Here is a 24,595-nt window from a genome sequence, read left to right on the forward strand (position 1 = left end):
GCCACAGGCACGCGAGGCGGCGAGTGGTGCGCTCCAGGCTCACTGGAACAGGCCCGGCTCGGCCGCGCCGTCGGTGCGCGGCTGGGTCAGCTGGATCAGGCTCTCGTCGCCGTTGGCCTCGAACAGCTGGATGCGGCGCACGAAGCCGTCGCCTTCCAGTTCGACCTTTTTCAGCACCTGCTGCAGCGGGCCGGGCTTGGGTGTCAGCGCGAGCTGCCACGCCGGGCCCTTGGTGCTGCCACTCAGTTCGAACAGCTCGGCCAGCCCGCCGACGTCACCGTTCAGCAGCGCGAACATCAGCGTGTTGATGAGGCGCACGGCCGGCTCGCGCGAGGCGTCCAGCTTCATCGCCGTCTGGCCGCCCTGCGTCGCGCGGATCTCGTTCTGCGTCAGCCTCAGCTCGCTGGCGAAGGGCTTCAACGTGCGCCACAACACGCCGCGGCCGCGCGCCGCGACGAAATTGCCGGTGGACACCAGCGGCTTGGCGAAGCCCGGCACCTTCTTGGTTTGCGTGAACTCGCCGCGCAGCCACTCGGGCTGCTGCAGGCGCTCGCGCACGGCCTGGGCGAGGTTGGCCTCGGCAGCCCAACCCGTGGCGGGCAGCACGGCGATCAGCAGCGCTCGGCGCTTCATGCGGGGCTCACTCCGAGCTTGCGCCACAGCACCGGCGGGCAGACCCACTCCATCTCGCGCGTCGCGATGTTCAGCGCAACCTGGATGGTGTGGGCCTTGTTGATGACCTTGCCAGTCTCGGCGTCGCGGATGACGTAGTCGACCTTGATGCGGTTCTCCCACTCGACGATCTCGGCTCGCACGATGGCGCGGCGGCCGTAGGGCAGCATGTCCACGTACTTGAGCCGCATGTCGACGATGGGCCAGGCGTAGCCGGACTCGCGCATCTGCGGGTAGTCGTAGTCGAAGCGGGACATCAGCGCGTTGCGGGCCAGCTCCAGGTACTTCACGTAATGCCCGTGCCAGACGATGTCCATCGGGTCCAGGTCATGGAAGGCCGGCGTGATCTCGATCTCGTGCCACAACTCAGGCATACAAGTCCCACGCCTGACCACGGATGGCCGAGATGAGTGCGCCCAGCTCCTTGTCCAGCGCCCGGTCCTCATCGATGAGCGGCAGGCGCTCGGCGAGGTCGGCCTGCATTGCGGCGAGGTCCGGCGTCAGCGCCAGCGGCGTCACGCGCTCGCGCAGCGCCAAGCCCTGGCGCGCGGCGATCAGCAGGCCGGCGGCGACCTGCTCGGTCAGGTCCAGCACGCGCAGCGCGTCGCGTGCGGCGATGGTGCCCATGCTGACCTTGTCCTGGTTGTGGCACTCGGTCGAGCGGCTGAACACGGAGGCCGGCATGGTCTGCTTGAGGGCCTCAGCGGTCCACGCCGACACGCTGATCTGCAGGGCCTTCAGGCCGTGATTGATGGCCGCGCGCTCGCCGCTGGCACCGCTCAGGTTCGCCGGCAGGCCGTGGTTGTAACGCGCGTCCACCAGCAGCGCGAGCTGGCGGTCCAGCAGGTCGGCGAGGTTGGCGACGGCCGTCTTGAGCGTGTCCATCGCCATCGCGATATGGCCGCCGTAGAAGTGGCCGCCGTGCAGCACGCGCTCTTCGACGGGGTCGATCAGCGGGTTGTCGTTGGCGCTGTTGAGTTCGTTCTCGATCATCTGGCGCAGCCAGGGCAGAGAATCCTCCAGCACGCCGATGACGTGGGGCGCGCAGCGCAGCGAGTAGCGGTCCTGCAGGCGGTGGTCGTTGCGCGAGGGCTGCTCGCTCGTCAGGTCGGCGCGCAGGCGCTCGGCCACGCGCTGCTGGCCGGCGTGCGGCTTGGCTGCGAACAACGTCGCGTCGAAGTGATGCGCGTTGCCAGCGCTGGCGACGACGTTCATCGCCGTGATGCGCGTGGCCAATTTGGCAAGGTAGTCGGCGCGCGCGAAGGCCAGGCAGGCCAGGCCGGTCATCACCGCCGTGCCGTTCATGATGGCCAGCCCCTCCTTGGGGCGCAGCTTCAGCGGCGTGGCGCCGGCGGCACGCAGTGCCTCCAGAGCCGGCAGCGTCTCGCCGTTGACGCTGACCTCGCGCTCGCCGCACAGCACGGCGGCGAGGTAGGACAGCGGCGTCAGGTCGCCACTCGCGCCGACCGAGCCCTCGCTGGGGATCAGCGGCAGGATGTCGTGGGTCAGCAGCGTCTCGATCTGGCGCAGCAGGTCCAGGCTCACGCCGGAATAGCCCTGGCACAGCGATGCCAGCCGCGCGCCGAGCACGGCACGGGTCTGCTCGGCGCTCAGGAGCGCCCCGGCGCCGATGCCGTGGTAGGTGTAGAGGTGGTGCGGCAACTCGGCGACCAGCGACGGCGGCACAGCCACGGTGCACGAGTCGCCGTAGCCGGTGGTCACGCCGTAGACGACGCCGTCCTCGGCCAGCAGGCGGGCAACGAAGTCCGCGCCGGCCTGGATGCGCGACTGGAACTCGGGCGTGCGGCCCAGCTCGGCGCCGGCCTGGCGCTTGGCCAGCGCGACGATGTCCTCGATGGCGAGGCGCTGGCCATCAAACGTGATGCGTGACATCGGGTCGGTCCCAGAAAGCGTAGAAGTTGAACCAGTCATAGGGCGAACGGCGCAGCCGCGCGGCGAGCGCATCGGCAAAGCGGCGGGCATGCTCGGCCAGCGCGGCCTCGCGGGCACGGCGCGGGAGTGCCACCTTGTCGGCCAGCAGCTCGAACTCCAGCGCGTAGCCGCGGCCCTCGTGCAGGCAGAGCATGAGGAACAACGGGCAGCCGAGCAGGCCGGCGATGAGGTAGGGGCCGACCGGGAAGTCGGCCTCGCCGCCAAGGAAGGGGATGCGCGCGGTCTTGCTGCCGCGCACCGGCACGCGGTCGCCGGCGATGGCCAGGAACTCGCCAGCGGCAACGCGTTCGGCGAGCTTCAGCGTCAGGCCCATGTCGAGGTCGCTGACCTCGATGAGCTCGACGCCACGGTTCGGGTTCAGGCGCGTGAGGATGCGGTTGAAGCTCTCGGCATGCTTGGTGTGCACCAGCACGTTGACCTTGAGGTCGGGATGCGTCTCGGCCAGCGCATGGCACAGCTCCAGGCAACCGGTGTGGGCCGTGACAAGCACGGCGCCCTGCCCCGTTGCAGCGTGCGCGTGGACCGCCCCCGTGCCGCGCGACTGAACGCGCGAGAACGGGTAGCGGCCAGCGATGGCGAGCAGCTTGTCGAGCATGGTCTCGGCAAACAGCCGCACATGGGCCAGGCCCTGGCGCCAGCCGGCCGCGGGCTGCAGGCGGCGCAGATAGCCCAGGCTGTGCGCGCGCAGGCCCGGCTGCGCCAGCCAGTAGACCAGCACGATGGGCCACAGCAGCACGCGGAACACCGCGCGGCCCAGCAACCGGTGCACGGCGAACAGCAGCCAGATGCCGGCGACGAAGGTGTTCTCGCCCATCGCTGCCCAGTGACGCGGCTTGCTGGTCACGCCAAGGCCTTCCGCCAGAGGAGCATGGGCGCGCGCACCAGCATGCCGAAGAAGAGGCGCGTGTGCATGGCCGAGATCAGCACGTTGTCGCGCCAGACGCGGAAGTGCGAGACGCCGTCCTCGGGATACCGCACGCGCGTCGGCACGTTGACGATGCCCATGCCTGACCAGAACAGCCGCACGGCGATCTCGGTGTCGAAGTCCATGCGCCGGCCGATGTGCTGGCGTTCCACGAGGGGCAGCGTGCCCGCGAGCGGATAGATGCGGAAGCCACACATCGAGTCGCGGATGGCCAGCGACAGCGTGTTGATCCAGACCCAGATGTGCGTCGCGTAGCGGCCGTACAGCCGTGCCTTGGGAACGCTGTCGTCGTAGATCGGGTAGCCGCAGATCATCTGCGCGGGCTCGGCCACGGCGGCGGCCGTGAAGGCGGGCACGTCGCGCGTGTCGTGCTGGCCGTCGGCGTCGATCTGCAGCGCATGCGTCCAGCCCAGTTCGGCCGCGCGGCGCAGGCCGGCCATGACGGCGCCGCCCTTGCCCTGGTTGACGGGCAGTCGCTCCAACGTCACGTCGGCCTGCGACGCGAGCTGGTCGAGCACGGCGGCACAGCCGGGCTCGCTGGCGTCGTCCACCAGCAGCACCGGCAGGCCGTGGGCGCGCAACGCCGCGACGACGCCCGCGATGGGGCCGCCGTGGTTGTAGACGGGGATGACGGCGCCGATCTTCATGACGCCGTGAACAGCAGCCGGCCGCTGGCGTGCTGGCCCAGCTCGGAGTGGTAGCGGAAGGTCAGCTTGCCCGACGCCCAGGCGAGCGACAACGTGACGCGCTGGCCCGGCACGATGACGCGCTGGAACTTCAGTGCTTCCATGCCGGCGAACTCGCCGGTGAAGCCGAAGCGCTCGCGGCCGAACAGCTGCGCCCATTCGAGCTGCACGACGCCAGCGAGGATGGGATGGTCGGGGAAGTGACCTTCGAACTGCGGCAGGCTGGCGGTGACGATCAGCGTCAGGTCCTCACCGTCTTCGGTGCGATGAACGGCACGCAGTGCGGGCCGGCGCGGGTCGAACTCGGCCAGAAGGCGCGCCTGCGTCGCCTTCGCCATCGCGTTGACGGGCAGCTCGGGCAGGAAGCGGAAACGCCGCGGCAGCACGACGCGCTCGACGACATCGGCCAGGCCGCCGCGCAGCGCCTCGGCCAGTGCGCGCTTGCCGTGCTCGTCGTGCAGCTGCCAGCCGGCCTCGCTGGGCACGGCGACGACGGCCAGTTGCTCGCGCGGCTCGCTCATCGGCAGCAGGCGCAGGTCGGCGATCAGCGGCGACGCGCGCAGCGCGGCCTCCACGGCCGTTAGCGACACGCGCTTCTCGGCGATCTTGACGATGCGGTCGGCGCGGCCACGCAACTCGAAGCCGCCGTCAACCGCCGCGGCGCGGTCCGCGCTGGGCATCCAGTCAGCCTCGTCCAGGTGCGGCGAGCGCAGCCACAGCGCGTCGTCCTGCAGCCGCCATTCGACGCCGGGCAGCGCCTGCCAGTACGCGGGCGCGCCGGGGTTGCGCTGGCGCCAGGCGACGCCACCGGTCTCGCTGCTGCCGTAGATTTCGATGGGCGCACGGCCGAACACGCGCAGGCAGTCGGGCATCGCTGCGTCGGGCAGCGGTGCGCCCGAGCTGAACAGCTGCACGACGCCGGGCTGCGGTTGCAGCGGCAGCCGGCTCAGGTGGGCGGGGCTGGCGATGAGGATGACGTTCGCGCCGGGTGGGGTCAGCTCAGCCAGGTCTTCCAGGACGACGACGCTCTGCGCCTGCAGCGCCCGCCCCGTGGCCAGCGGCCACAGCACGCGGAACAGCAGGCCGTAGACATGCTGGTGCGACACGCTGGCAAGCACGGCCGCGTCGGGAGCGACAGCGCCAAAGGCCTGCTCCTGCGCCGTGATCTCGTCGAACAGCTGGCGCAGGCGCTTGGGCAGCGCCTGCGGCGCGCCGGTGGAGCCAGAGGTGAAGACGACGAGTTGCTGGGCGTCGGGGTCCAGCGGGCACTCGGCCCGCGCAGGCTGCGCGGCAGGTTCGATGCGAGGCAGGCCGTCCACGGCCGCGCCGTCGCCGGCAAAACCGTCGACGCGCGTGCGCAGCGCCTGCCGGCTGGCCGGCGTCATGTCCCCCGGCAGCCAGGCCTGCTTGCCGGCCTGCCAGGCGCCGAACAGCGCAGCGGCAAAGGCCAGGCTGTCCAGGAAGAACAGCGCGAACCGCTGGCCCGGATGTGCAGCGAACGCGGCCTGCCAGCGGGCGGCATCGGCGAGCCAGTCGGCACCGGACACCGGCTCACCACGACGCCAGCCGACAACCGGCGGCGGCGCCAGCGTCAGCAGCGAGGCGAGGCGTTGCGCTGGCGTCATGCCTGGCCCCTGGCCCAGCGGGCGCGCAACTGGCGGCGCACCAGCCACTCGCCGGCCATCAACGTGCCGATGAGGCCATAGGCGATGAGGCCGTTGTAGAGCGCCCAGACCTTCTCCGTCGCCCACAGCGCCGTGGCCAGCGCGAGGCCACCGTTGAGCACGAAAAAGCCGCACCAGACCTGCGTCACGCGGCGCGTGTAGGCCTGGCCGCGAGCGTCCAGGTCAGGTTCCTGCAGTCGCGCGATGCGCTCCACGACGGTGGGGCCGCGCCACAGACTGAGGCCGAACACGGCCAGCAAGGCGAAGTTGACGAGCACGGGGTAGAGCTTGAGCGGCAGGCTCTGGTTGAGCAGCGCCGTGCCGCCGGCCAGCAGCAGCGCGACGACGGCAACCCAGCGCGCCTGCACAACCTGCGCGCCGCCGGCCAGCCAGCGCAGCACACCCAGCGCGAGCAGCAACAACGCGAGATAGCGTGGTTCGATGTGCCCCAGGCTGAGGTAGACGATCAGCGGATACGCGGCCGTCAGGGCCAGCACCAGGGCCCAGCGCATCGCTTGCCCCTGGGTCAGGCGGTCGCCGCCGTCGGCCGGTCACCGGCCTCGGCGGGCTCGGCCTTCATCAGGCCTTGCAGCGCGTCAATGACGTCCTGCACCGTGCGCACGGCCTTGAAGGCCTCGGGCTGCAGACGCTTGCCCACCAGGGGCTTGAGCTTCACGATGAGGTCCACCGCATCGATGCTGTCGATGTCGAGGTCGTCGTAGAGCTTGGCCTGCGGGGAGATGCGTTCGGCCTCGATGTCGAAGGTCTCGACGAGGATGCTGCGCAGGCGGTCGAAGATTTCCTGGTCGGTCATGATGGGACTCACGCAGCGAGCTTGCGGTGGCTCGTGACGAACAGCGCCAGGGCGCGGATGCTGGCGAAATGCTCGCGCGTCTCGGCCGAGTCGGCGGCCATGCTCAGACCGTAGCGCTTCTGCAGGGCCAAGCCGAGTTCGAGCGCATCGATGGAATCCAGGCCCAGGCCTTCGACGAACAGCGGCTGCTCGGCGTCGATGTCCTCCGGCTTGAGGTCCTCAAGTTGGAGTGCCGAGATCAGCAGTTCCTTGATTTCTTGTTCCAGCGCTTGCATGGCTCCCCTTCGCTTCCGCCCTCGATGACCTTGTCGGTTCTGTGAAAAACTGGATCAGGCTTTCCGTCAGCCGCCGCGCGGCCCGTCCGTGTTCGCCATCCGCCGCCTCCATCACGGGGGCGGTGCGCAGGTCGTCGCCGACCTCGATGGTGAAGCGCAGCGGGCGCTTGGCGACGGTCCACCAGGGCTGCCCCTTGTACAAGCCGAGCGGTTCGCAGTGGATCCGCACCGGCGTGATGTCCAGTCCGCCGCGCAGCGCAATCTGCGCCGCGCCGCGCTGCATCTTCAGGGCTTGCCCGGGCCGCGACCGCGTGCCTTCAGGAAAGATGATCAGGTTGCTGCCCGCTGCCAGCGTTTCTGTACATGCCAGCAACAAATCAGAGTCCGGATTGTTGCAGATGTAGCCCGTGGCTCTCACCGGCCCCCGTGTACAGGGGTGGTCTGCCAGCGTGGACTTGACCACGCAACTCGCGTTCGGAACGAGACCGATGAGGAAAGCCACGTCGATCAGCGTCGGGTGGTTGGCCAGGATCAGCAGGCCGCGGCGCTGCAGTTTCTCGATGCCGATGAGCTCGTAGCGGATCAGCCCCAGCAGCCTCATGAAGCCGACGAAGAGGCGGAACACGGCCTGCACGACCGTGCGCGCGGCCTGCTGGCGCCGTGCCGGCGTGCGCAGCAACAGTGCCTGCAGCGGGAACACCACCAGCCACAGCAGCATGCCGCCGATGCCGAAGCAGACGAAGGCCAGCCCCGTGGCAAAGATTCGCCAGACGCGGCCGGGCCACTGCAGCAGCTCAGACATCGCGGCTCCAGCGCCAGCCGTCGCGGCGCAGGGACGGCACGGCGCCGTTCAGCACGCACAGCGTGGCGAGGTCGGAGGGCAGGTCGGCTGCGTCAGCGTCGTCCGTCGGCGCGCAGGCCTGCAGGCTCAGGCCACGCTCGGCCGCCTCCAGCAGCACGGCCCAGGCGCGCGCGGGGCCGGGTTGCGCCTCGAAGCCCCGGTAAGGCTCAGGCAGTTCGGCCTCGACAGATACGACGAGGACCTGCTTTGCGCCCTCCCCCAACAGACCCTGGGCTTCGCAGACACCGGCCGCCGCGCTGCCAGGCCCGGCCGACACGGCGGCGTAGTTGGCCGTGTCACCGCGCGCGATGGAGTAGAGCGCGCTGCTGGCGTTGTGCACCGACAGGCTGAACGCGGTCGGAGAAAGCAGCTCGCCGTGCGCCAGTTGCTGCAGCAGCCCGACCGAGCGGGCGATCTCGCCCCAGCGGGATGCAAACACGACCGGGCCAGTTGCCGCCTCGCCCTGGGCCCAGAACGCCGCCTGCAGCGCGGCACGGCCCAGTGGGTCGATGCGACGGCGCGTCATGGCCGGCACTTCGGCCAGCGGTGCCATGGCGTCGCTCGCGGGCAGCGGCCAGACGGGCGCCGCCAGCCAGGCATTCCAGGCTTCCGGCGTTTCCAGGCCGGGGGCCCAAGCGGCCCAGCGGCAAACTCGGAAGGCGGTCATCGTCGGCAAGGTGGCGGTGTGAAGCGAAAGTCGCGGATTATCCGCAGCACTCCCGACTTCGGAGTGGAGCGGGACCTCCAGAATTCACCTCGGCCGCACGGCCGCGAAATGCACCGCCCGGAAAGCACAAAGCGCGGCCTGGGCCGCGCTTTGCTGGGAGAAGCAGCGCCGCTCACGCGACGCAGCCGCTCATTTCTTGAGGAACTTGCGCAGCGCCGCGAGTTGGGCGGCCTGGATGGCCAGCTCACTCTGAGCCTTGGCGAGGTCAATCTCGCTCTTGGCGTTCTTCAGCGCTTCCTCGGCCAGCTTCTTGGCTTCGGCGGCCTTGGCTTCGTCGAGGTCCTTGCCGCGAATGGCGGTGTCGGCCAGCACGGTCACGCGATTGGGCTGCACTTCGAGAATGCCACCGGCGACGAAGACGAACTCTTCGCTGCCGTCGGTGCGCTCGATGCGCACGGCGCCCGGCTTGATGCGGGTGATCAGCGGCGTGTGCTTCGGCAGGATGCCGAGCTCGCCGCCCTCGCCCGGCAGGGCGACGAACTTGGCCTCGCCGGAGAAGATCTGCTCTTCGGCGGAGACCACGTCGACGTGGAGGGTTGCCATGTCAATCTTCCTTAGCTAACCAGTTGAAGGAGGTTCTGTGAGGAGCGGGGCGCGTGAGGCGCCCCGGTCAACATCACTGAATCTTCTTCGCCTTCTCGAAAGCCTCGTCGATGGTGCCCACCATGTAGAACGCTTGTTCCGGCAGGTGGTCGGCTTCGCCGGCGACGATCATCTTGAAGCCGCGGATGGTTTCCTTCAGCGGCACGTACTTGCCCGGGGTGCCCGTGAACACTTCGGCGACGTGGAAAGGCTGCGACAGGAAACGCTGGATCTTGCGGGCGCGAGCCACGGCCAGCTTGTCTTCCGGCGACAGTTCGTCCATGCCCAGGATGGCGATGATGTCGCGCAGTTCCTTGTAGCGCTGCAGCACGGCCTGGACGGCGCGGGTCGTCGTGTAGTGCTCCTCGCCGACGACGTTGGGGTCGATCTGGCGGCTGGTGGAGTCCAGCGGGTCCACGGCGGGGTAGATACCCAGCGCGGCGATGTCACGCGACAGCACGACGGTGGCGTCCAGGTGGGCGAAGGTCGTGGCAGGCGACGGGTCGGTCAGGTCGTCCGCCGGGACGTAGACGGCCTGGATGGACGTGATCGAGCCGACCTTGGTCGACGTGATGCGCTCCTGCAGGCGGCCCATTTCCTCGGCCAGCGTCGGCTGGTAGCCCACGGCGGAAGGCATACGGCCCAGCAGCGCGGACACTTCGGTACCGGCCAGCGTGTAGCGGTAGATGTTGTCCACGAAGAACAGCACGTCACGGCCTTCGTCACGGAAGGACTCGGCGATGGTCAGGCCGGTCAGGGCCACCCGCAGACGGTTGCCCGGGGGCTCGTTCATCTGGCCGTAGACCATGGCGACCTTGGAGTCTTCCAGCTTGTCCTGGACGACCACGTTCGAGTCCGACATCTCGTGATAGAAGTCGTTGCCCTCACGGGTGCGCTCACCCACGCCGGCGAACACGGACAGACCGCTGTGCGCCTTGGCGATGTTGTTGATGAGCTCCATCATGTTCACGGTCTTGCCGACGCCGGCGCCGCCGAACAGGCCCACCTTGCCGCCCTTGGCGAACGGGCAGATCAGGTCGATCACCTTGATGCCGGTTTCCAGCAGGTCCTGCGACGGGCTCAGCTCGTCGTAGGCCGGGGCGGCGCGGTGGATGGAGGCGGTCAGCTCGGAAGAGACCGGGCCGCGCTCGTCGATGGGGTTGCCCAGCACGTCCATGATGCGGCCGAGGGTCGCCTTGCCGACCGGCACCTTGATGGTGTCGCCGGTGTTGTAGACCTGGATGCCACGGCGCAGGCCGTCGGACGAACCCAGCGCAATGGTGCGGACCACGCCGTCGCCCAGCTGCTGCTGGACTTCCAGCGTCAGCGCCGAGCCTTCCATCTTCAGAGCGTCGTAGACCTTGGGCATCCGGTCGCGCGGGAATTCCACGTCAACCACGGCGCCGATGCACTGAACGATCTTGCCTTGGGCTTGAGTGTTAGCCATTTGTGCGTTCCTTCAATTCAATTCTTTGCGTTCGGGCCGATCAGCCCACCGCGGCGGCGCCGCTGACGATCTCGGACAACTCTTTGGTGATCGCGGCCTGGCGGGTCTTGTTGTAGACCAGCTTCAGCTCGCCGATCAGCGTGCCGGCGTTGTCGGTCGCAGCCTTCATGGCCACCATGCGGGCGGACTGCTCGCTGGCCATGTTTTCGGCGACGGCCTGGAAGACCAGCGCTTCCGTGTAGCGCACCAGCAGGTCGTTGATGACGGTGGCGGCATCCGGCTCGTAGATGTAGTCCCACGAGTGGGCAGGCTTTTCCGTCGCCAGATCGCTGGCCTTGAGCGGCAGCAGTTGGTGCACCTGGACCTCTTGCTTCATCGTGTTGATGAACTGCGTGTAGCAGAGGTAGACGGCGGACAGCTTGCCTTCGGCGTACGCGTCGAGCAACACCTTGACGGGGCCGATCAGGGCCTCGATGTGGGGCTGGTCACCGAGCTGCGTGGCGTGAGCCACCACCTTGGCACCGATGCGGTTCATGAAGCCCAGGCCCTTGCCGCCGATGGCGACGACCTCGGCCTTCTGGCCCGCGGTTTCCAGCTCCTTGAGCTTGGCCGTGGCGGCGCGCAACAGGTTGGTGTTCAGACCACCGCACAGGCCCTTGTCCGTCGTGACGACGACCATGCCGACCGTCTTCGCTTCCTCGTTCTTCACGAGGAAGGGATGGCGGTACTCGGGGTTGGCCTTGGCCAGTTCGGCGGCGATGTTGCCGATCTTCTCGGCGTACGGACGAGCCGACCGCATCCGCTCCTGCGCCTTGCGCATCTTGGACGCGGCGACCATTTCCATCGCCTTGGTGATCTTCTTGGTGTTCTCGACCGACTTGATCTTGCCGCGGATTTCTTTGCTTGAAGCCATTCGAACTCCTGTTCAGTGCGGGGCTAAGTTTTGAGGCTCGGCCCCGCGTGTTCCGGCTTTAAGCGAACGACTTCTTGAAGGAAGTGATCGCGGCGTTCAGCTCGGCCTCGGCGTCCTTGTCCATCGCCTTGTCGTTCTCGAGCTTGGCGAGCAGCGCGGCGTGGCTGGTCTTCAGGAACTGGTGCAGACCGTGTTCGAAGGACAGGACCTTCTTCACTTCGATGCTGTCCATGAAACCCTTGTTGGCGGCATACAGCGACGCGGCCATCAGCGAGATGGGCAGCGGCGAGTACTGGGCCTGCTTCAGCAGTTCCGTCACGCGGGCACCGCGGTCCAGCTGCTTGCGGGTGGCTTCGTCCAGGTCGGAAGCGAACTGCGCGAACGCGGCCAGCTCACGGTACTGGGCCAGGTCGGTACGGATACCGCCGGACAGCGACTTGATCAGCTTAGTCTGCGCAGCACCACCGACGCGCGACACCGAAATACCGGCGTTGATGGCGGGGCGGATACCGGCGTTGAACAGGTTGGTTTCCAGGAAGATCTGGCCGTCGGTGATCGAGATCACGTTGGTCGGCACGAAGGCAGACACGTCGCCGGCTTGCGTTTCGATGATCGGCAGAGCCGTCAGCGAACCGGTCTTGCCCTTGACTTCACCCTTGGTGAAGGCTTCGACGTAGTCGGCGTTCACGCGAGCGGCACGCTCCAGCAGGCGGCTGTGGAGATAGAACACGTCGCCGGGGAAGGCTTCGCGGCCCGGCGGGCGGCGCAGCAGCAGCGAGACCTGGCGGTAGGCCACGGCCTGCTTGGACAGGTCGTCATAGACGATCAGAGCGTCCTGACCGCGGTCGCGGAAGTACTCGCCCATCGTGCAGCCGGAGTAGGCCGACACGTACTGCATGGCGGCGGACTCGGAGGCCGAGGCGGCGACGACGATGGTGTATTCCATCGCGCCGGCCTGCTCCAGCGAGCGCACGACGTTCTTGATCGACGACGCCTTCTGGCCGATGGCGACGTAGACGCAGGTCATGTTCTGACCCTTCTGGTTGATGATCGCGTCGATGGCGACGGCGGTCTTACCAGTCTGGCGGTCACCGATGATCAGCTCGCGCTGGCCACGGCCGACGGGCACCATGGAGTCGATGGACTTCAGGCCGGTCTGCACGGGCTGGTCGACCGACTTGCGGGCAATCACGCCCGGGGCGACCTTCTCGATGACGTCGGTCATCTTGGCGTTGATCGGGCCCTTGCCGTCGATGGGCTGGCCCAGCGCGTTCACGACGCGACCAACCAGCTCGGGGCCGACGGGCACTTCCAGGATGCGGCCCGTGCACTTGACGGTGTCACCTTCCGAGACGTGCTCGTAGGCACCCAGAATCACGGCGCCGACGGAGTCGCGCTCAAGGTTCAGGGCCAGACCGAAGGTCTGCGTGCCGTCGGCGGCCGGCGGGAATTCGAGCATTTCGCCCTGCATCACGTCGGACAGGCCATGGACGCGGACGATGCCGTCGGAAACGGACACGACGGTGCCCTGGTTACGGATGTCCGTGCTGCCACCAAGACCCTCGATGCGGCTCTTGATCAGTTCGGAAATTTCAGCGGGATTCAGTTGCATGCTTGGTCTCCCAGTTGGCCGTTCCGTCGCCGGATCAAGGGCGGGGTCAGACGCGGGGTGAATCGTGGAATGTCTTGCGGGTGATCAGGCAGTGGTCATGCCGTCAAGGCGACCTTCATGCGCTCGAGGCGGGCCTTGACGGAGGTGTCCAGCACCTCGTCGCCAACGACGACGCGAACGCCGCCGATCAGGCCAGGCTCCAGCTGCACGTGGGCGTCGAGCTTGCGGCCGAAGCGCTTTTCCAGCGAGACCTTGAGTTCGGCGAGCTGAGCGTCGCTGATCTCGTAGGCGCTGTAGATCTGCGCATCGGACACGCCGGAAGCGGCGTTGGCCAGCACGTGGTACTGGGCCACGATCTCGGGCAGCGCGGCCAGGCGGCCGTTCTCGACGACGGTCTGCAGGAAGTTCTGCACGCCCGCGACCAGCGTCTGCTTGGCGGCCGCGGTCATGACCGCGACGACCTGCTCGGCCTGGGCCTTGGGGTGATCGGCGAACTGGCGCAGATCGGCGTCCTGCGCCACCTGGGCCAGCGCGTCGAGCTGCTGGCCCCAAGCGGTCAGGTCTTGCGACTTGGCGACCTGGAACAGCGCTTCAGCGTAGGGGCGGGCGATGGTGGCGATCTCAGCCATTTACAGCTCCGTCTTCAGGCGAGCCAGCAGCTCGGCGTGGACGCCGACGTTGACTTCCTTCTGCAGGATCTGCTCGGCGCCCTTGACGGCCAGCGCGGCGACCTGCTCGCGCAGCGCTTCGCGGGCGCGGGACACCTGCTGCTCGGCGTCGGCCTTGGCAGCGGCCAGGATCTTGGCGCCTTCTTCTTCGGCGCGGCCCTTGGCGGCGTCGACGATGGCGGCGGCGCGCTTTTCAGCGTCGGCGATCAGCTTGCCGGATTCAGCCTTGGTGGCGGCCAGTTCCTTGGCGATCTGCGCCTCGGCGCCAGCCAGTTCGGCCTTGGCCTTGTCAGCGGCCGACAAGCCTGCGGCGATCTTCGCGGCACGCTCGTCGAGTGCCTTGGTGATCGGCGGCCACACAAACTTCATCGTGAACCCGACCAACAGCAGGAACACGATCATCTGAACGATGAGCGATGCGTTAATAAACACCTGGGTGCCTCACAAAGTTTCGAGTGCTTGAAGCCGCCCCCAGGAGTCCGAGGGCGGGGCGGCAACGTCGATTACTTGGCGACGACTTGAGCGATCTGGCTCAGGAACGGGTTGGCCGTTGCGAACCACAGGGCGATACCGAGACCAATAATGAAGGCGGCGTCGATCAGGCCGGCCAGCAGGAACATCTTGGTTTGCAGTTCGTTCATCAGCTCGGGCTGACGAGCGGCGGACTCAAGGTACTTGCTGCCCATGATGCCGATACCGATACAAGCACCGAAGGCGCCCAGACCAATGATCAGACCAGCGGCGAGGGCAACAAAGCTAATGACTTCCACGATGACTCCTTAAGGGACTAGAGAAAAAGGGTTGAGGGAAAAACTGCTTGGGGAAACTGGGGGACGCGATCAGTGCGCGTCGTGGGCTTGGCCGATGTAGACCAGCGTCAGCATCATGAACACGAAGGCCTGCAGCGTGATGATGATCAGGTGGAAGGCGGCCCAGATGAAGCCGGCGACGATGTGGCCGGCGGCCAGCAGCACGCCACCCACGGGGCCGACGCTGGCCCAGGCGCCACCCATCAGGGCGATCAGCAGGAAGATCAGTTCGCCGGCGTACATGTTGCCGAACAGCCGCATACCGTGAGACACGGTCTTGGCGACGAACTCGACCATCTGCATGGCGAAGTTGACGGGGTACAGCGCGACCTTGTCGCCGAACGGTGCCGACACCAGTTCATGCGCCCAGCCACCAACGCCCTTCATCTTGACGTTGTAGATCAGGCAGGTGATCAGCACGCCGACAGACAGACCCAACGCCATCGACAGGTCGGCAGTCGGCACGACGCGCAGCTTGGCTTCGTGGTCGCCCACCGCGTGCTGCCAGATGAAGGGCAGTAGGTCGACCGGCAACAGGTCCATCGCGTTCATCAGGAAGATCCAGACAAAGACGGTCAGGGCCAGCGGGGCGACGAGCTTGCGGCTGTTGGCGTTGTGGACAATGCCCTTGGCCTGGTCACCGACGATTTCCACGAGGATTTCCACGGCGGCTTGAAAACGGCCAGGAACGCCCGACGTAGCGGACTTCGCAGCACGCCACAGCAGGAAGCAGCCGAGCACACCGATGACGATGCTGAAGAACAGCGAATCCAGGTTGACGACGGAGAAGTCGACGATGCCCTTCATCTCGCCACTCTGGGCATGGTGCAAGTGGTGAATGATGTATTCACCGGAGGTCGGGGCTGCTCCGTTTGCCAGTTCGGCGTGGCCTTCTGCTGCCATGTTCAGTTCTGCCTCGTCAGTTCAATCTGCGGCCACGCCACGCGAGCGCCAGCCAGTTCACCTTGATGCACACCGCGAGGGCGACCAGCAAAGCTGGCCAGCTCAGGCCCGGCACCACCTTTGGCGCCAGCACCAGCATCGCGACCGATGCACCGATTTTCAAAAATTCCCATGCCATGAACGCTGCTGCCGCTCCGACCGCAGAGTTCACTCGCTTCGTCAGGCCTCGCGCCAGCAGCAGGTTCGGCAGCACCACGGCGGCGACGCCATAAAGCGCCGAGACCATGGCCACGCCGGATGCCGTCCACAGCCGGATCACGGCCACGCACAGCAAACCTGCCATCAACTGCCAACCCAGCACACGCCAGGGGGACAACATCGGCAACGCGGACTTGAGCGCCGCCGCCTGCTCCGGGTTCAGCGCCTTGACGGGCGGCTCCTCGTTGTCATCGTCCCAGCCGCCGGCCGTCGAAACAGCGGGGGGCCAGGTCTTTCGGGGGCCGTTCTCGGTCATGGCGCCAGATCCTGGGGTGGGCGGCCCGGTCCCTGCTTCAAATGAAGACTGCCAGGGGCCAGTTGCACCAGGATGACGCTTGAGCGCCATCCAACAAAGCCCCTCATTATATGTGACGAGTTACACCGGGGTAAATGCGCCTCCGGTGACGCGCGGGATTCAGGCCTGCGTCAGCGTCGCGAGCAAGCCCGGCACGTCGACGCGCAACTGCAGCACGGCACCGGCCAGCGGTTCGCGCGCCAGTTCGTCAGCGGGGCGCTTCTCGCGCGCCGTCGTGATGAAGAGCGTGCGCAAATCGGCACCACCAAAGGTGGGCATCGTCGGGCAGGTCACAGGCAGGTCGATGCGCTGCACGACCTCGCCAGTGGGTGCGATACGCAGCACGCAGCCTCCCTCGAACATCGCGGCCCAGTAGCAGCCTTCGGCATCCATCGTGGCGCCGTCGGGGCGGCCACCGTAGGCCTCGCCGGGCGTGCGCGGCTTGAACTCGGCGAAGACGCGCGGCGCAGACAGCGCTCCCGTCGCGACGTCGAAGTCAGCCGCGTAGACACGATGGGCCTTGGTGTCGGACCAGTGCACGCGGCGCCCGTCCGGGCTCCAGGCCAGGCCGTTGGACGTCGTGAGGCCCGGCACCTGCGCCGCGAACTCGCGGCCGTCAAAGCGGTACAGCGCGGCTTCCGGTTCGCGGGCGTCGGAGATGCTGCCGACCCACAACCGGCCGGCAGGGTCGACCTTGCCGTCGTTGAAGCGCAGCCGCGTCGCGTCGTAGGGCGGCGCGCTGACCAGCGCCTGCTCACCCGTCGTGGTGTCCAGCGTCCACAGCCCGTCACGCCGCGCCACCAGCAGGCCACCGCTCGCGCGCGCCGCGATGCAGCCGGGCTCGGCGTCCTGCGGCCATACGTCGGGTGCGCCCGCGCCGTCGCGCCAGCGCAAGACTTGGCGGCCAGGAATGTCGACCGCGTAAAGGCATTGCTCCGTGGGATGCCACAGCGGCGATTCGCCGAGCAGGCAGCGGTGGGCGCCGAGGGCTTGGATGTCGTGTTCGAGTGCCATGCCGGCACTCTAGGCGGTTATCCGAAGTAACTTGGCCGGAAGGCGCCCAGTTCGGCCTTCAGGTAGTGCGCGCCGGGGATGGGGTTGAAGTAGAACGGCGGCACCTCGACAAAGCCCAGGCTCTCGTAAAGGCCACGTGCCGCCTCCATGTCGTCCAGCGTGTCGAGCAGCATGGACGAGTAGCCCGCCTCGGTGGCGCGGTCCATCAGTTGCTGCGCGAGGATGCGGCCCAGGCCGAAGCGACGGAAGGCCGGGCGCACGAACAGGCGCTTCATCTCGCAGGCGTTGGGGTAGTCGGCATCGGGCAGCGGACGAAAGGCGCCGCTGCCGGCCACGGCGCCGTCAACGAGGGCCAACAGCATCAGGCCGCCGGGCCGGGCATAGGCGCCTGGCAGGCCGGCCAGCTCCTCCTCGAACCCCTGGAAGCACAGGTCCACATCCAGGCTGTTGGCGTAGTCGCGCAGGACGAGGCGGGCTTCCTGCCAGTCCTCGGGCGACTCGGGCGTGATGAGCTGGATGTCTGGGCCGGACATAGACGGCGCAGTTTAGCCAGCGATGTCAGGACGCGAATCCCAAGACCACGCGGCGGGTCTTGGCTGATTTCTTCTCGATCTTGGTCACCACGACGGCGCCAATCTCCGCAGTGTTCGACACATGCGTGCCGCCGCAAGGCTGCAGGTCGACACCCTCCACCTCCAGCACGCGGACACGACCAAGCCCGCGCGGCGGCTGCACGCTCATCGAGCGGACGAGGCCGGGGTTGGCGTCCAGCTCCTCCTCGCTGATCCAGCGGTGGCGCACCGGGTGCGCTTCGGCGACGAGACGGGAGAGCCCGGCCTGGATGGCCTCTTTGTCGAAGGGCTCGTCGGTGTGAAAGTCCAGCCGCGCATAGGTCTCGGTGATGGAGCAGCCATCAACCGGATAGGGCAGCAGTGCGCACAACAAATGCGTGGCCGTGTGGAAGCGCCGGTGGGCCTGGCGGCGCACAGCGTCGACCTCGACCTGCACGACAGTCCCAACCGCCGGCGGCTCGCCTTCGATGAGGTGAACGACGGCGCCGGGCTGCTCCTTGCTCTTGCGCGTGTCGTTGATGCGCCAGCGCTGCTCGCCCGAGACCAGCCAGCCCGTGTCGCCCGCCTGACCGCCGCCGAGCGGGTAGCAGACGGTTCGGTCGAGCATGACGCCACCCTCCCCTTGCCCGACCACCACGGCCTCGCAGGCCAGCAACGTCGCGTCCTCGCGGAACAGCTCTTCCGTCATCAAAGCCTCACCTGACCATGAATCAACGGCGTCACGTCGCCACCGATCCACGTCGCTTCGGCGTCGCGCTTCACGTGCACGCGGCCGGCACGGCCCAGGGCGGCGCCCTGCGCGGCGACGTAGCTATCACCTGCCAGACCGGCTTCCTGCAGCCACAGCGCCAGTCCGGCATTGAGGCTGCCGGTGACGGGGTCTTCCGGCACGCCGAGGCCGGGCACGAAGGCGCGCACCTCGAACTGGCATTCGCTGCCCGCGGGATGGGCGCCGACGACGCCGAGCTTCAGCGGCTTCATCGCGGCAAAGTCGGGCTGCAGCGCCAGCACGCTGGCCGCGTCGGGCAGGCGGGCCGCGAGCCAGCCGGGGCCGTTGTCGCACCAGACGAGATCCAGCAGCGCGTCGGGCGGAATGCTCAGCGAGGCCAGCACCTGGGCGCGCGTCGCGTCGTCGGCCGGGCCGCTGCGCAGCAACGGCGGCGCGGCGAACGCCAGCCGCGCGCCGTCGCGCTTCACGCGCACCAGGCCGATGGCGCATTGCTGCACGACCTCGCCGGGTTTCTTCGCGTCGCCACCGCTGGCCAGGAAGGCGTACGCACTGCCCAGCGTCGGGTGGCCGGCGAACGGCAGCTCGCCGCCGGGCGTGAAGATGCGGACGCGGTAGTCGGCCGCCGGATCGGTGGGTGGCAGCAGGAAGGTGGTTTCGCTGAGGTTGGTCCAGCGGGCGAAGTCGGCCATGTCGGCATCGGACAGGCCCGCGGCGTCGACGACGACGGCCAGCGGATTGCCCTTCAGCGGGGTGGCGGTGAAGACGTCGACCTGGACGAAGCGGCGGAGTTCAGGCATCGGAGCGCGGCGTGGCGGTGAGGCGGTAGATCCCCGGCCGCACGACCTCCATGCCGCGATCCGGCGTCGCCAGCGGCTTGAAGCCGTGACGGGCATAGAGCGGGTGGGCGTCTCGCGTGAACAGCATGAAGCGGCGCAAGCCTTGCAGGTCCGGGTGGGCGAGCAGCGATTGAACCATCCAATCCGCCAACCCCTGCCGCCTGTGGGTTTCCAGCACGTAAACGTCGCAGAGGTAGGCAAAGGTCGTGCGGTCCGTGACGACACGAGCAAAGCCGACCTGCCCCTGGCCATCGGCATGCAGCGCGATGCACTGCGAATTCGCGATGGCCCGCTCGACGGTCGCGAACGGGATGCCTTCGCACCAGTAGGCCGTCGTCAGGAAGGCATGGGCCGCAGCGGCGTCGATGTCCTCGAAGCTGAGCCGGTAGCCGGGCCGCACCACGGTCAGTGGCCGCCGCCCAGGTAGGCCGCCTGCACCGCCGGGTCGTTGCGCAGCTTGCTCGCAGGGCCGTGCACGGCGATGCGTCCGTTCTCCAGCACGTAGCCGTAGTCGGCCACCTTGAGCGCCGCGGCGGCGAACTGCTCGACCAGCAGCATCGTCACGCCGCGGGCCTTCAGGCTTTCGATGATGCGGAACACCTCGTCGACCAGGATGGGCGCGAGGCCCATGGACGGCTCGTCCAGCAGCACGACCTCGGGGTTGAGCATGATGGCGCGGGCCATCGCCAGCATCTGCTGCTCGCCGCCGGACAGCGTGCCGGCCAGTTGCAGCCGCCGCTCCTTCAGGCGCGGGAAGAGTTCCAGCGCACGCTCCAGGTCGCCGGCAATGTCTCCCTTGGGCCGCTCGCCGGTGTAGCGCGGGAAAGCGCCCAGGCGCAGGTTGTCCGTCACCGTCATCGTCGCGAACACGCGCCGCCCTTCGGGCGAATGCGCGAGGCCGCGGCGGGCGATGTGATAACTCTCCATGCCGTCGATGCGGCGCCCGTTCAGCGAGATCTCGCCGCCGGTGGGCTTGATCATGCCGCTGACGGCGCGCATGGTGGTCGTCTTGCCGGCGCCGTTGGAGCCGATCAGCGTGACGACCTGGCCCTTGGGCACCTCCAGCGAGATGCCATGCAGGACCTGGACCTTGCCGTAGGCGGCGCTGAGGTTGTTGATGGTCAGCATCTTTACGTCCTCAGCTGGCCTGGCCGCCCAGGTAGGCCTCGATGACCTTCTCGTCGGCCTGCACCTCGGCCGGCAGCCCCTCGGCAATCTTCTGCCCGAAGTCCAGCACGGAGACGCGGTCGCACAGGCTCATGACGACGTCCATGTGGTGTTCGATGAGGATGACGGTGACGCCCGCGTCGCGGATCTTGCGGATGATCTCCAGCAGCTCCTTGATGTCGGGCGCGGTGAGGCCGGCGGCGGGCTCGTCGAGCAGCAGCAGCTGCGGGTCCAGTGCCAGCGCGCGGGCGATCTCCAGCAGGCGCTGCTTGCCATAGGGCAGATTGCGCGCCTCCTCGCTGGCCAGGTCGTTCAGGCCGACAAAGTCCAGCAGCGCATGGGCGCGGGCGCGCTGCTCGCGATCCTCGCGGCGGTAGCGCGGCAGGTGCAGCGCGACGTCGATCAGGTTGCTGTGGAAGCTGTGGTGCAGACCCACCAGCACGTTCTGCAGCGCCGTCATCTCGCCGAACAGCTGCACGTTCTGGAAGGTGCGGGCGATGCCGGAGAGCGCGATGTCCGACGAGGTGCGGCCGTTCACCGTGCGACCGGCGAAGACCACCGAACCCGCCGTCGGCTGGTAGATGCCGGTCAGCACGTTCATCATCGTGCTCTTGCCCGAACCGTTGGGGCCGATCAGCCCGTGGATGCTGCCGCGCCGCACGACCAGGTCGACGTTGTTCAGCGCCTTCAGGCCGCCGAACTGCATGAGCACGCCACTGGCCTTCAGCAACTCGGGCTCGCCCTGGCTACTGGCGCGCGTCAGCGCAGCCGCCGAGCCCTGGGCCGCGTCGCGCTCGTGCTTCACCTTCAGGTTCAGCGCCTGGCGCACGAAGCCGACGATGCCGTCCTGCAGGTAGTAGACGACGAAGAGCGTGATGAGCCCGAAGATGGACAGCCGCCAGTCGGTCATCGTCTCCAGCTTGAACGACACCAAAGCCAGGCCGATGGTGCCGAACACGGGAATGGCCGCAAGCTGGCCGGTCATCTTGCCGCGCTTCATCGCCACGCCGACGGAGACGGTCACGACGACGGCCAGCGCCACGGCACCGATGCGGAACAGCTCCAGGTCGTCCAGCAGCTTGGGCAGCATGACGATGATGGCCGCACCCAGCAGCGCACCCGTGCGGGTCTTGCGGCCGCCCATGATGATGGCCAGCAGGAACATCACCGTCTGCTCGAAGTTGTAGGTATTGGGGCTGATGTACTGCTCGGAATAGGCGTACAGCGCGCCGGCCAGCCCGGCAAGCGCCGCCGAGATGACGAAGGCATAGACCTTGTAGCGGTAGACCGACACGCCCATGCAGTCCGACGCCACGGGGCTGCCGCGCAGCGCCTCGAAGGCCCGGCCCAGCTGCGAGTGCAGCACGCGGTGCACGAAGATGAGCGCCGCGACGAGGCAGGCCATGACCAGCCAGTAGTACTGCGTCTCGTCCATTTGTTGACCGAACAGGGTGGGCTTGGTCAGCGTGATGCCCATCGGGCCTTCGGTCAGGAAGGTCATCTCGTTGATGAGGATCTGGATGATGGTGCCGAAGGCCAGCGTCACCATCGCGAGGTAGGGCCCCGTCACGCGCAGCGCCGGCAGAGCCAGCATGGCGCCGAAGACGGCAGCCACGGCAATGGCGCCCGGCAGCGTTGCGTAGACCGGCGCGTCGAGCTTGAGGATGAGCACACCGGCCGTGTAGGCGCCGATGCCGAACAGGCCCGCGTGGCCCAGCGAGACCTGGCCGGTGTAGCCGACGACGATGTCCAGGCCGAACAGCACGATCGCGTAGATCATGATGGTCTCGACCAGGTGGATGTAGTACGGGTTGCCGGAGGCCAGCGGGAAGCCGGCGACGGCCGCGATGGCCAGGGCGCCGAGAACGAGTTTCTTGAGATTCACGTGTCGGGCCTTCCCTCAGACCTTCTTGATGGCGGTCTTGCCGAACAGGCCGGCCGGCTTCACGGCCAGCACGATGAGCAGCAGCACGAGGCCGGGTACGTCCTTGTAGCCGGTGGACAGGTAGAAGCCCGTCGTCGTCTCGGCCACGCCGAGGATGATGCCGCCCACGATGATGCCCATGCCCGAGGTCAGGCCGCCGATGATGGCCACCGCGAAAGCCTTCAGGCCCAGCACGGCGCCCATGGTGGCACCGGTCAGGGTCAGCGGCGCGATCAGCACGCCGGCGAACGAGGCCGTCAGCGAGGACAGCGCGTACGAGAACGTGATGACCAGGCCGGTGTTGATGCCCATCAGCTTGGCGGCATCACGATCGTTGAAGGTCGCGACGACCGCCTTGCCGTAGATGCTCTTGCGATTGAACACCTCGACGGCCAGCATCATGCCGACGGCGCCGACGATGACGAGGATCTCCATCGGCAGCACGTTGGCGCCGAGGAACTTCATCGGCGCCTCGGGCAGCGGCGACGGGAACTTCAGGTCGTCACGGCCCCACACGTTCTCGGCCACGTTCTTGAAGATGATGCCCAAAGCGATGGTGGACATGATCCAGCCGAACTCGCTCTTCATCTTGATGGCGGGCCGCACGCCGATGCGCTCCACCACCGCGCCCTGGAAGGCGCCGAACAGGCACACGAGCGGGATCATGGCCCAGTAGTTCACGCCCCAGCCGACCAGGCTCAGCCCCACGAGGGCGCCGAGCATCAGCGATTCGCCCTGCCCGAAGTTCAGCGTATCGCTGGTCGCGAAGGTCAGCTGGTAGCCGAAGGCGATGACGGCGTAGATCATGCCCAGCGAGATGCCGCTGAACACGAGCTGGGTCAGGATTTGCATATAGGTCCGATGCGTAGTGCCTTCCCCAGCGGCCGCCGCGGAACCGGCTTTGCCGGGCCGCCAGCGGCGCCCCCTTGAGGGGGCCGGCGAAGCCGGTAGGGGGTGGGCGAGTTACTGCCGCTTCTTCTGCTCGATGGCGCCCTTGGCGTTCACGTCCTTCAGACGCACCTCGGAGGCCTTCTTGAAGTCTTCGGGGTAGGCGTAGACGACGCGCTGGCCCTTGACCTCGCCCATGACCGGAATGTTGGCCGTGATGGCCTCGTGGTCCGTCTTGGAGAAGGGCTTGCTGTAAGTGGTCACGACGCCTTCGACCGGCGTCTTCAGGTCTTCCAGCGCGGCCTTGATCTTGGGGCCGTCGGTGGAGCCGGCCTGCTTGATGGCCGCGGCCAGCAGATAGATGGAGTCATAGCCCTGGGCGGCCGACACCGGCGACTCGATGCGCGAGTTCTTCGGGTTGAAGGTCTTCAGGTAGTTGATGATGAAGCTCTGGCGCTTCGGGGTGGTGGGCTCCTGGATGAAGGTCTGCGGCATGCGCGCGCCCTCGCCGCCGGGGCCGGCGTTGTCGATGTAGTTGGCCATGGACAGCGTCCACGAGCCGATCATCGGCACCTTCCAGCCCAGCTTGGTCATGCCGTTGGCGATCTGGGCCAGCTCGGGGCCGATGCCGTAGGTCAGCACGGCCTCGGCGCCGGCTTCCTTGGCCTTCAGCAACTGGGCCGTCATGTCGACATCCTTGATGTTGAACTTCTCGACGGCGACCGGCGTGATGCCCTTGAGCTTGAGCGCAGCCTCCAGGTCGGCACGGCCGAGCTGGCCGTAGTTGGTGCTGTCGGCCAGGATCGCGACCTTCTTGAAGCCGCGCTTGGTGACGGCCTCCTCCACGATCATCGGCGCCTGGATGGAGTCGTGCGCCGCATTGCGGAAGATGTAGTTCTCGGGGCGATCCTTGAACTGCAGCGTGATCGCCGAGCCGGTGGCCACGTTGTTCATGACCGGGATCTTGGCATCCTGATAGAAGCGCTGGGATGCCAGGGCCACGCCGGTGTTGATGTAGCCAACGGTGGCGGCGACCTTTTCCTTGCTGATGAGCTCCTGGGCGATCTGCACGCCGCGCTCGTTCTTGGCCTCGTCATCACGCTCGACGAGCTGCAGCTGGCGGCCCAGCACGCCGCCGGCCTTGTTGATCTCGTCGGTGGCCAGCCGCACGCCGTCGCGCATGCTGACGCCCATCGACGAGGAGCCGCCGGTGAACGGCCCCGACACGCCGATCTTGATCGGCTCCGCTGCTTGAATACTCCACGCGAATGTCGCCAGGGCGACGGCCGTCCAGACCTGTTTCATCGTTTGCCTCGTCTGTCGTTATGAGATCCACCCCGGCGGGTTGCCGGGGGCCGACTGCATACGATGCCAGAGCAACGTCGAAATGGGGATGTGGAAACCCGAGTGGCTGGGCCGA

General features: G+C 67.5%; 29 protein-coding genes. All 29 read right to left on the reverse strand.

Translation table 11 applies throughout. The annotated features are described in order from the left end of the window. Nucleotides 1-39: 39 nt before the first annotated feature. On the reverse strand, nt 40-633 hold the full coding sequence (locus ACG04R_RS23580; protein WP_394416074.1) for a LolA family protein: 594 nt from the start codon (nt 631-633) through the stop codon (nt 40-42). Further along, nucleotides 630-1,046: an acyl-CoA thioesterase gene (locus ACG04R_RS23585; protein ID WP_394416075.1), complete on the reverse strand. Its 417-nt coding sequence runs from the start codon at nt 1,044-1,046 to the stop codon at nt 630-632. Before ACG04R_RS23585 ends, ACG04R_RS23580 begins: the two co-directional genes overlap by 4 nt. Beyond that, nucleotides 1,039-2,565 (reverse strand): HAL/PAL/TAL family ammonia-lyase, encoded by a 1,527-nt coding sequence (locus ACG04R_RS23590; RefSeq protein WP_394416076.1) that lies wholly within the window; start codon nt 2,563-2,565, stop codon nt 1,039-1,041. Before ACG04R_RS23590 ends, ACG04R_RS23585 begins: the two co-directional genes overlap by 8 nt. Further along, entirely contained in the window at nt 2,546-3,469 is a 924-nt protein-coding gene (locus ACG04R_RS23595) for an LpxL/LpxP family acyltransferase (RefSeq protein ID WP_394416077.1), read from the reverse strand. Before ACG04R_RS23595 ends, ACG04R_RS23590 begins: the two co-directional genes overlap by 20 nt. Then, nucleotides 3,466-4,197, reverse strand: coding sequence for a glycosyltransferase family 2 protein (locus ACG04R_RS23600; RefSeq protein WP_394416078.1), 732 nt, complete (start codon nt 4,195-4,197; stop codon nt 3,466-3,468). Before ACG04R_RS23600 ends, ACG04R_RS23595 begins: the two co-directional genes overlap by 4 nt. Continuing rightward, nucleotides 4,194-5,861 carry an ApeI family dehydratase gene (locus ACG04R_RS23605; RefSeq protein WP_394416079.1) on the reverse strand — a complete coding sequence of 556 codons (1,668 nt, stop codon included), beginning with the start codon at nt 5,859-5,861 and terminating at the stop codon, nt 4,194-4,196. The genes ACG04R_RS23600 and ACG04R_RS23605 overlap by 4 nt, the downstream gene beginning before the upstream one ends. Next, nucleotides 5,858-6,412, reverse strand: coding sequence for a COG4648 family protein (locus ACG04R_RS23610; RefSeq protein ID WP_394416080.1), 555 nt, complete (start codon nt 6,410-6,412; stop codon nt 5,858-5,860). Before ACG04R_RS23610 ends, ACG04R_RS23605 begins: the two co-directional genes overlap by 4 nt. A gap of 14 nt (nt 6,413-6,426) precedes the next feature. After that, entirely contained in the window at nt 6,427-6,714 is a 288-nt protein-coding gene (locus tag ACG04R_RS23615) for an acyl carrier protein (RefSeq protein WP_394416081.1), read from the reverse strand. A gap of 8 nt (nt 6,715-6,722) precedes the next feature. After that, the gene (locus ACG04R_RS23620; RefSeq protein ID WP_394416082.1) at nt 6,723-6,989 is read right to left on the reverse strand and encodes a phosphopantetheine-binding protein; all 267 of its coding nucleotides are present in this window, start codon (nt 6,987-6,989) and stop codon (nt 6,723-6,725) included. After that, nucleotides 6,934-7,791, reverse strand: coding sequence for a lysophospholipid acyltransferase family protein (locus tag ACG04R_RS23625; protein WP_394416083.1), 858 nt, complete (start codon nt 7,789-7,791; stop codon nt 6,934-6,936). The genes ACG04R_RS23620 and ACG04R_RS23625 overlap by 56 nt, the downstream gene beginning before the upstream one ends. After that, nucleotides 7,784-8,497, reverse strand: a complete 714-nt coding sequence (locus ACG04R_RS23630; protein WP_394416173.1) for a beta-ketoacyl synthase chain length factor — start codon at nt 8,495-8,497, stop codon at nt 7,784-7,786. Before ACG04R_RS23630 ends, ACG04R_RS23625 begins: the two co-directional genes overlap by 8 nt. Before the next feature lie 189 nt (nt 8,498-8,686). Next, nucleotides 8,687-9,100, reverse strand: a complete 414-nt coding sequence (locus ACG04R_RS23635; RefSeq protein WP_394416084.1) for a F0F1 ATP synthase subunit epsilon — start codon at nt 9,098-9,100, stop codon at nt 8,687-8,689. 73 nt (nt 9,101-9,173) lie between these two features. Beyond that, complete coding sequence (atpD, locus tag ACG04R_RS23640; RefSeq protein WP_394416085.1) at nt 9,174-10,586, reverse strand: F0F1 ATP synthase subunit beta; 1,413 nt, start codon at nt 10,584-10,586, stop codon at nt 9,174-9,176. 40 nt (nt 10,587-10,626) lie between these two features. Next, on the reverse strand, nt 10,627-11,499 hold the full coding sequence (atpG, locus tag ACG04R_RS23645) for a F0F1 ATP synthase subunit gamma (protein WP_394416086.1): 873 nt from the start codon (nt 11,497-11,499) through the stop codon (nt 10,627-10,629). Nucleotides 11,500-11,557: 58 nt separating this feature from the next. Then, the gene (atpA, locus tag ACG04R_RS23650) at nt 11,558-13,111 is read right to left on the reverse strand and encodes a F0F1 ATP synthase subunit alpha (protein WP_394416087.1); all 1,554 of its coding nucleotides are present in this window, start codon (nt 13,109-13,111) and stop codon (nt 11,558-11,560) included. Between the two features lie 95 nt (nt 13,112-13,206). Continuing rightward, entirely contained in the window at nt 13,207-13,740 is a 534-nt protein-coding gene (locus ACG04R_RS23655) for a F0F1 ATP synthase subunit delta (protein WP_394416088.1), read from the reverse strand. Continuing rightward, nucleotides 13,741-14,211, reverse strand: coding sequence for a F0F1 ATP synthase subunit B (locus ACG04R_RS23660; RefSeq protein WP_394416089.1), 471 nt, complete (start codon nt 14,209-14,211; stop codon nt 13,741-13,743). A 71-nt stretch (nt 14,212-14,282) separates the two neighbouring features. Then, nucleotides 14,283-14,549, reverse strand: coding sequence for a F0F1 ATP synthase subunit C (gene atpE, locus ACG04R_RS23665; RefSeq protein WP_394416090.1), 267 nt, complete (start codon nt 14,547-14,549; stop codon nt 14,283-14,285). 69 nt (nt 14,550-14,618) lie between these two features. Then, nucleotides 14,619-15,491, reverse strand: a complete 873-nt coding sequence (gene atpB / locus ACG04R_RS23670) for a F0F1 ATP synthase subunit A (RefSeq protein ID WP_394416091.1) — start codon at nt 15,489-15,491, stop codon at nt 14,619-14,621. Between the two features lie 16 nt (nt 15,492-15,507). After that, on the reverse strand, nt 15,508-16,005 hold the full coding sequence (locus ACG04R_RS23675) for an ATP synthase subunit I (RefSeq protein ID WP_394416092.1): 498 nt from the start codon (nt 16,003-16,005) through the stop codon (nt 15,508-15,510). A gap of 159 nt (nt 16,006-16,164) precedes the next feature. Continuing rightward, nucleotides 16,165-17,058, reverse strand: coding sequence for an SMP-30/gluconolactonase/LRE family protein (locus ACG04R_RS23680; protein WP_394416093.1), 894 nt, complete (start codon nt 17,056-17,058; stop codon nt 16,165-16,167). 17 nt (nt 17,059-17,075) lie between these two features. Further along, complete coding sequence (locus ACG04R_RS23685) at nt 17,076-17,591, reverse strand: GNAT family N-acetyltransferase (protein WP_394416094.1); 516 nt, start codon at nt 17,589-17,591, stop codon at nt 17,076-17,078. A 25-nt stretch (nt 17,592-17,616) separates the two neighbouring features. Beyond that, entirely contained in the window at nt 17,617-18,321 is a 705-nt protein-coding gene (locus ACG04R_RS23690) for an alanyl-tRNA editing protein (protein ID WP_394416095.1), read from the reverse strand. Further along, nucleotides 18,318-19,157 carry a PhzF family phenazine biosynthesis protein gene (locus ACG04R_RS23695; protein WP_394416096.1) on the reverse strand — a complete coding sequence of 280 codons (840 nt, stop codon included), beginning with the start codon at nt 19,155-19,157 and terminating at the stop codon, nt 18,318-18,320. Before ACG04R_RS23695 ends, ACG04R_RS23690 begins: the two co-directional genes overlap by 4 nt. Next, the gene (locus tag ACG04R_RS23700; protein ID WP_394416097.1) at nt 19,150-19,596 is read right to left on the reverse strand and encodes a GNAT family N-acetyltransferase; all 447 of its coding nucleotides are present in this window, start codon (nt 19,594-19,596) and stop codon (nt 19,150-19,152) included. Before ACG04R_RS23700 ends, ACG04R_RS23695 begins: the two co-directional genes overlap by 8 nt. A gap of 5 nt (nt 19,597-19,601) precedes the next feature. Next, nucleotides 19,602-20,324 carry an ABC transporter ATP-binding protein gene (locus ACG04R_RS23705; RefSeq protein ID WP_394416098.1) on the reverse strand — a complete coding sequence of 241 codons (723 nt, stop codon included), beginning with the start codon at nt 20,322-20,324 and terminating at the stop codon, nt 19,602-19,604. A gap of 10 nt (nt 20,325-20,334) precedes the next feature. After that, on the reverse strand, nt 20,335-22,248 hold the full coding sequence (locus tag ACG04R_RS23710) for a branched-chain amino acid ABC transporter ATP-binding protein/permease (protein ID WP_394416099.1): 1,914 nt from the start codon (nt 22,246-22,248) through the stop codon (nt 20,335-20,337). Between the two features lie 15 nt (nt 22,249-22,263). Further along, on the reverse strand, nt 22,264-23,139 hold the full coding sequence (locus ACG04R_RS23715) for a branched-chain amino acid ABC transporter permease (protein ID WP_394416100.1): 876 nt from the start codon (nt 23,137-23,139) through the stop codon (nt 22,264-22,266). A gap of 111 nt (nt 23,140-23,250) precedes the next feature. Beyond that, nucleotides 23,251-24,480, reverse strand: coding sequence for an ABC transporter substrate-binding protein (locus ACG04R_RS23720; RefSeq protein WP_394416101.1), 1,230 nt, complete (start codon nt 24,478-24,480; stop codon nt 23,251-23,253). Nucleotides 24,481-24,595 lie beyond the last annotated feature (115 nt).

Source organism: Pelomonas candidula (assembly GCF_043555985.1).
Lineage (GTDB): Bacteria > Pseudomonadota > Gammaproteobacteria > Burkholderiales > Burkholderiaceae_C > Pelomonas > Pelomonas candidula.

Coding starts and splice junctions, on each gene's coding strand:
- ACG04R_RS23695 (WP_394416096.1), bottom strand. CDS start 19,157: ATGCCTGAACTCCGCCGCTTCGTCCAGGTCGACGTCTTCACCGCCACC.
- ACG04R_RS23625 (WP_394416083.1), bottom strand. CDS start 7,791: ATGTCTGAGCTGCTGCAGTGGCCCGGCCGCGTCTGGCGAATCTTTGCC.
- ACG04R_RS23630 (WP_394416173.1), bottom strand. CDS start 8,497: ATGACCGCCTTCCGAGTTTGCCGCTGGGCCGCTTGGGCCCCCGGCCTG.
- ACG04R_RS23585 (WP_394416075.1), bottom strand. CDS start 1,046: ATGCCTGAGTTGTGGCACGAGATCGAGATCACGCCGGCCTTCCATGAC.
- atpB (WP_394416091.1), bottom strand. CDS start 15,491: ATGGCAGCAGAAGGCCACGCCGAACTGGCAAACGGAGCAGCCCCGACC.
- ACG04R_RS23620 (WP_394416082.1), bottom strand. CDS start 6,989: ATGCAAGCGCTGGAACAAGAAATCAAGGAACTGCTGATCTCGGCACTC.
- ACG04R_RS23715 (WP_394416100.1), bottom strand. CDS start 23,139: ATGCAAATCCTGACCCAGCTCGTGTTCAGCGGCATCTCGCTGGGCATG.
- ACG04R_RS23610 (WP_394416080.1), bottom strand. CDS start 6,412: ATGCGCTGGGCCCTGGTGCTGGCCCTGACGGCCGCGTATCCGCTGATC.
- ACG04R_RS23675 (WP_394416092.1), bottom strand. CDS start 16,005: ATGACCGAGAACGGCCCCCGAAAGACCTGGCCCCCCGCTGTTTCGACG.
- ACG04R_RS23655 (WP_394416088.1), bottom strand. CDS start 13,740: ATGGCTGAGATCGCCACCATCGCCCGCCCCTACGCTGAAGCGCTGTTC.
- atpA (WP_394416087.1), bottom strand. CDS start 13,111: ATGCAACTGAATCCCGCTGAAATTTCCGAACTGATCAAGAGCCGCATC.
- ACG04R_RS23685 (WP_394416094.1), bottom strand. CDS start 17,591: ATGTCCGGCCCAGACATCCAGCTCATCACGCCCGAGTCGCCCGAGGAC.
- ACG04R_RS23615 (WP_394416081.1), bottom strand. CDS start 6,714: ATGACCGACCAGGAAATCTTCGACCGCCTGCGCAGCATCCTCGTCGAG.
- atpG (WP_394416086.1), bottom strand. CDS start 11,499: ATGGCTTCAAGCAAAGAAATCCGCGGCAAGATCAAGTCGGTCGAGAAC.
- ACG04R_RS23580 (WP_394416074.1), bottom strand. CDS start 633: ATGAAGCGCCGAGCGCTGCTGATCGCCGTGCTGCCCGCCACGGGTTGG.
- ACG04R_RS23590 (WP_394416076.1), bottom strand. CDS start 2,565: ATGTCACGCATCACGTTTGATGGCCAGCGCCTCGCCATCGAGGACATC.
- atpD (WP_394416085.1), bottom strand. CDS start 10,586: ATGGCTAACACTCAAGCCCAAGGCAAGATCGTTCAGTGCATCGGCGCC.
- ACG04R_RS23680 (WP_394416093.1), bottom strand. CDS start 17,058: ATGGCACTCGAACACGACATCCAAGCCCTCGGCGCCCACCGCTGCCTG.
- ACG04R_RS23705 (WP_394416098.1), bottom strand. CDS start 20,324: ATGCTGACCATCAACAACCTCAGCGCCGCCTACGGCAAGGTCCAGGTC.
- ACG04R_RS23605 (WP_394416079.1), bottom strand. CDS start 5,861: ATGACGCCAGCGCAACGCCTCGCCTCGCTGCTGACGCTGGCGCCGCCG.
- ACG04R_RS23600 (WP_394416078.1), bottom strand. CDS start 4,197: ATGAAGATCGGCGCCGTCATCCCCGTCTACAACCACGGCGGCCCCATC.
- ACG04R_RS23720 (WP_394416101.1), bottom strand. CDS start 24,480: ATGAAACAGGTCTGGACGGCCGTCGCCCTGGCGACATTCGCGTGGAGT.
- ACG04R_RS23635 (WP_394416084.1), bottom strand. CDS start 9,100: ATGGCAACCCTCCACGTCGACGTGGTCTCCGCCGAAGAGCAGATCTTC.